Origin of the sequence: Chamaesiphon sp. (assembly GCF_041737865.1) — a bacterium.
Lineage (GTDB): Bacteria > Cyanobacteriota > Cyanobacteriia > Cyanobacteriales > Chamaesiphonaceae > Chamaesiphon.
The window spans coordinates 1-5,559 of sequence record NZ_JBGSQZ010000149.1 but is presented as its reverse complement, the minus strand read 5'-3'; the positions used below and the strand labels follow the sequence as shown (position 1 = coordinate 5,559).

The 5,559-nt window shown below is 42.7% G+C and carries 4 protein-coding genes and 1 pseudogene; 3 read left to right on the top strand and 2 right to left on the bottom strand.

Annotated features, from left to right (window positions below):
• Window positions 1-578 (bottom strand): DEAD/DEAH box helicase (locus ACEW9J_RS11315; protein WP_373545224.1); only part of this gene is annotated, 578 nt, incomplete at its 3' end.
• 675 nt (window positions 579-1,253) lie between these two features.
• Here ACEW9J_RS11315 and ACEW9J_RS11310 point away from each other — a divergent pair.
• The 3 genes from ACEW9J_RS11310 to ACEW9J_RS11300 all read left to right on the top strand — a co-directional run bounded on the left by ACEW9J_RS11310 (window position 1,254) and on the right by ACEW9J_RS11300 (window position 3,639).
• Window positions 1,254-2,141, top strand: coding sequence for a hypothetical protein (locus ACEW9J_RS11310; RefSeq protein WP_373545223.1), 888 nt, complete (start codon window positions 1,254-1,256; stop codon window positions 2,139-2,141).
• A gap of 482 nt (window positions 2,142-2,623) precedes the next feature.
• Window positions 2,624-3,343 (top strand): hypothetical protein, encoded by a 720-nt coding sequence (locus tag ACEW9J_RS11305; RefSeq protein WP_373545222.1) that lies wholly within the window; start codon window positions 2,624-2,626, stop codon window positions 3,341-3,343.
• Window positions 3,344-3,414: 71 nt separating this feature from the next.
• On the top strand, window positions 3,415-3,639 hold the full coding sequence (locus tag ACEW9J_RS11300) for a hypothetical protein (RefSeq protein WP_373545221.1): 225 nt from the start codon (window positions 3,415-3,417) through the stop codon (window positions 3,637-3,639).
• A 60-nt stretch (window positions 3,640-3,699) separates the two neighbouring features.
• On the opposite strand, the pseudogene ACEW9J_RS11295 reads toward ACEW9J_RS11300, so the two are convergent.
• Window positions 3,700-5,559: pseudogene (locus ACEW9J_RS11295) on the bottom strand (hypothetical protein); the annotation flags it as partial.

Here is a 5,559-nt window from a genome sequence, read left to right as displayed (position 1 = left end):
GGATCGACGAACAATTTATAGGGCGACAAATACCCACCTGCAATCAACTGTGCGGTAGTAACGCCAATCTCCAAGCAATTAAATAAATGGTCGAAGGGACTTCCATCCGTCCGAATCGGGGTAGCAGTCAATCCCAAAATTTTAGCGGCGGTAAATCGCTCGAAGATCCTCAAATAAGTATCGCTGGTACAGTGATGCGCCTCATCTACAATAATTAGATCGAATTCACCCACGCGATCGAGCCTGTTTACAACAGTTTGGACGCTAGCAAACTGGACGGCTAATTCTGGCTGAAATTTATGACCGGACTTGATAATCCCCACCGGAGTGTTTATCCAGTTCTGAAGATGTCCTGCACCTTGAACTACCAATTCTTCCCGATGTGCTAAAGCAAGTACCCGTAAACCCTGATTGGCAAAATTTGCCGTAATTGCGCCGAACAACAAACTTTTTCCACCCCCAGTCGGTAGCACCGCCATGACTCGATCTCGATCCTGCCATTGACTGAAGATTCGATCGATTAAATTGGATTGATAAGAACGCAATACTGGCAGACTACAAGCTATCGTATTTTCCATTCAGATTGTAATATTCTCTTCAGTTGCACTTTAACAAAAATAATCATGAAATAGTGCGATCGCCTTCACTTCCTTTAGCAACTTAGATTAAATAAATACCACTACTCAATCTAGAACATTACAAGTTACTTCTTGTTTCACAGACCGCATAATTAAAGTGTCTAAGCTTAATTTAATTTAAATTGTAACTAGTATAACTAATTTATTCGACAATATACATTCTAAAATAAAATTTTTAATAGCTAATACAAGCAAGATAATTGGGTATAATAAGAGAGTAAATAACCGATTGGGTGGTTCAAATGAGTGCGAAAAGAAAACTTAGTGCATCACAGAAAAATAACGATCGAAAGTCCCATTTACTAGCAGGAGATCGGGTCTACGCTGTTACTCTTCAAAGCCAAGTAGTTAATAGCAGAGTAAGATGCTTAGTGGTTAAAAAAGACATTCAAGCATCTGTCTCTTTGAACTTCCATTTGTACGAACAGAACGCTAAACTGTATGCAGAAGTAGAAGTGTCTCCAAACGTATTACTTCAACATAGCTGGATACGCGATATTAACACAATCTCGCCAATGGTTTGCCAAGCGGTAATGGCAGCATCGAACGTATTTATCGCTAGTTGAAATTTCATTATTATTACATCAATACTTTCCTAAAAATTAGATTACCACAATGGATAAAGATAAATGGATCGAGCTGCATGGCTCTGCTTGCCTGAGAAAGGCTTACTTAACGGGTTACAATTGCAATCGCGGCTATCTAAACGAACGGCTAAGTCGGGATTATCCAGGATTTGAATTGGCAACCTTCAAGCATCTCAAGATGGACACCCCACCAGAGTTTGCCCTGAATGCTTCCATAGAAGTACCTGAATCTTACTGTGCGGTTACGGCTGGAAATCACTTCCTAGTTATCGATAACTATCTGGAAAAATATCAGATTGTTAGAGCGATAATCGAACCTTGTCAGGCAAAAGACCGCACTGTGATGAACGCTTATATTGAAAATATCGATAATATTATGGCGGAGCATCGGCGCGAGAAAGAAGAATGGATCTCGCTATGTGGTTCTGATGACCTGCAACGAGCTTATTTAGCTGGTTACGATTGCCAGATTGCCTATGCCAAGGAGCGAGTACAAAGCGACTACCCAGGCTTTGGAATCGCTCGGCACCGCTATAATAAAGCCGACGCTCCATTAGCTTATGCGATCGAAGCTTGTTTTGAATTCGACCGAGCTTACTGCTGTGAAAATCGAGGCAGTTATTACATTGCCATCGATAACTATCTGGGTACCCACCAAATTGTTAAGCTAATTTCAGAACCTGATGTTTATCCCGACAGGAAGGATAGAGAGGAGCGATCGTCGAGTAGTTCTTTAGAACAAATTATCATCGGGTCGGGTTTAATTACTACGTCGATCTTATTCGTCAAGCTATCATTACTATTGAGTCCAAATATTGACGCTTTAGTAAAATTAGCTGTAGTTAATCCTGTAGCAACTGGCACATATATCGGATATGAGATTGTAGAAGATTGGAGTAAAGGAATTCTGCGCTAGTTGCGGGCAAATAATATTTAAAATCGGAAACTCGGAACATCAAAAAATGCAAGAACAATCGATTATTTACCAACTATTCTCAGTTAACGGAGTGGGAGATAGGTCGCTGGTATCGAGAGATACTTCACTCGATCGAATCATGGCAGCCATGCACGAGTATAACAAAAATAAAAAGCTGATTCAGCTTTTTAATACCAATAAGCTTGAGATTGAAGAAGTTACAACGCGGCTAGTAACAAGATCGAGAGTTTTTTAATCATTTTTACAATAGCATCAAGCACCTCAATCATCGCATTGTTGAATGTGTAATTGGTGATGCTCAACCACAGCTAACTGAAGATGTTAATATTTCCAGAGTCTACACCCGCGATTTACTTTGGCACAAAGAAGCCCTGCTCAATCAAATTATCTCGACGCTGCCCCAAAACTTTAAATATATTTTTTGGTTAGATGCTGATATTATCTTCACAAATCTAAATTGGATGGTTGAGGGAGTTAAGCAATTACAGATAAATAATATTATTCAACCCTTTAAATACTGCATTCACCTAGAAAAAGATGAGCTAAAGCCATCTTTTGACTTGGGTATACTCGATCGACTACATCTTCCAAACCAAGAAAATCGAAAAGTATGGCGGAGTTTTTGTGCTAATTTTGTAGATACAGATTTATGGCAAGATCCAGCCTACGATCGCCACGGACATGTTGGGTTTGCATGGGGAGCAAAACGAGCGGTATTAGATAAAATCCGGCTGTACGATCGCGCTTTAATTGGGGGTGCAGATCACATTATTGCCCATGCCGCAGCCGGACAAATCAACCATTCCTGTATTGCTAAGTCGTTTACCGATAACTTAGATGAAATTGAAGCTTGGAGTAGAGAGTTTCACAGCATCATCCAGGGTAAAATTGGCTGTGTAAAGGGTGGGCTATATCATCTCTGGCACGGCGATATTGCCAAGCGAGACTACCTCAGACGCATCCAAAAGTTCACGCCATTATCGAGAAATATCCTCCGCCGCGATCGCAATGGGTTATTTGAAACAGATGATGTGGCGGTTGTCGAATACATGGAGGACTATTTCGATCGCCGTGAAGTGACCGAAAAACATCCCGATTCAACTGAAGATAAAAATATTTGCGAACAAATAGTGAATATAAATACTAGAGAAGCCGATCGATGCTTTGAGAACTTTAGCTGAAATAGCAGAAAACAACAGGCTCGAACAAATTTAAGATAGAATTATCAGCAAGCTAATTAAAATTGGTTAAAATGGGCAGAAAAAGTAGAATTAAAGCAGAAAGAAGACAGGCAATAGCACTTTCCTATCTAATGGGAACTAACTTACCAATGGAACAGCATGGTATAGAAAACGAGTATCAGGCTCAATGCTATCGCCTTTATTTACAATCGAAAGCTGCTGATGAACTTGAGAAAGCTCAAAAAGCAAGCGCACAGCTAATTAGAGTAGCACCAATTTGGAGTAAAGCGGAGTAATCCACAATATTCCAGCTACTCCAGATCGCTCATTAATTTGAGCAGCCGTTAACGTCTTGGCTAAAAAGCGATCTTCAGCCGATCGAATAACATCGAATACTTACCCCGCAATAGGTCTAGCCCCACCTCAATAACGTCAGCATCGATAACCGATCGATATTCACCCCAGGCTTGTTGTAGCTCCAGAATAGGCATCTTAGCAATGCAGTAGAGAGATTGTGCGACAGACTTGATATTTTCAAGTGTGAAAATGGACGATCCACATTGCCGACGGGACAGGTTAATCTTATCTATATCAGCGAATGAATCGACCTGGATCGGTGCGTACAATTCACTCTGTAGGCGGATTCGCTCGGCTTGCCAATCGATAATCTGAGTCGCCTGACGTTCGGCGAGTGCAGTCAATCGAGTTGAAACACATTCATAAATATGCTTCAATTCGATCGATCTGTCGGTAGGATACACCTGAGTATTAGCGATCGCCGTCGAAATGGGATGGAGATCCTTGGCACCCAAGATACCTGGAGCGTAAAAACTATAAATCCGAATCACCTTCCCCACCCCATCGACCTTCTTCCGATGGCGACGAGATGAAACAGATAATCCCAAATACCGAGCCGCACCCGCGATCGAACGCATCCTCCCCGCTCGATCGACGATCCCCACTGCGGCAAGAGCTTTCCCAAGCGATCGCATCTCCAGTCGATCCTTATGATACTCAGACCCCGCTAGCCCCCGAATCCGGTCGCACAGTTCGGGAGTCAACAGATCGTATTTAGGTGCGCCATTGAGCGAGATCGTTAATGTTGCCACTGGGATTAATTGGAACTGGTCATCTCCTAATTTATCAAGCTTTAACCCAAACTTTTTAATGACTCGTTTGAATAGTTCGATTGGCTCTGGTGGCTTCTTGTCATCGATATTCACCCGCAATGCCGAACGGTAAATTTGCGACTCAATAATTGCACTGGCAATCCGATCGATCTCCTCGAATCCAAAGTCACGATCGAGTAGTTCGTGTATCCCTAACTTCCGACCCGCATTTACCAGCGGTAAAACAGAGCGGCTAATCCGGTCGGGCAGCCACACCGACCCAGTGCTAATCGCTGGCAACCATGCAGCCAATCTGTCTCGGTAGGCTAAGTGAGGATTTTGTAGATAATAGTAGACTTCTAGTTCTTGGATTAAAGTTTGATAATTGTACTTAACTATCTGAATCAACTCAGGAGAATAACTAGCCGTCTCCATTACCCCAGGAAGCTGCTGGTGAGTAAGATAATGCTTACTTGCCAGTAACCTGTCATATTCGCTCGCACTCGCATTCTGGCGAATCAACTCATACTCAACTTTTGTCAGATCTGGAGCATCATAGATCCGCCGCGACTGGACGACTCTGCGCTCGATTTCGACTTGAGCTAGTAGCTCTTGAGTATCGTCACACCCCTCAATTTCTGGGGGATCGACTGTTACCTGATAACCATCTGCCACCATCGCCTCGACAAACAACTCGCGCAGGTGCTTCATCTCCTCATTTAGACTACTTTTGTACTTGTGCGCTAACTTTAACCACACATCTTCGGTTTGGGAGTAGCTGGAGAGAATTCCTGTCGCTTCAGCGATTAAGTTGAGATCGAGCAAGGTCAACGCTAGCTGAATATCCTCTTGGACGCGACGATCGAAACTATCCTTCACCCACTTTTCTACAGAGCTAGAATTATTATCGTCAATCCGTCCCTTTTCCTCACAAAAAATCACGCGGGGAGCGGAGAAATCCCTGTACCTGCCCAAAAACTGCAACCCGCTGAGGATGCCTAAATTACCCAAATGAAAATGATAGTGAGTCTGAAAATATCCAGCTAAGTCGATACTAATGCCACTTTCGGCAGTGGGAGACATAATTACAATCTGCGGACGATACTC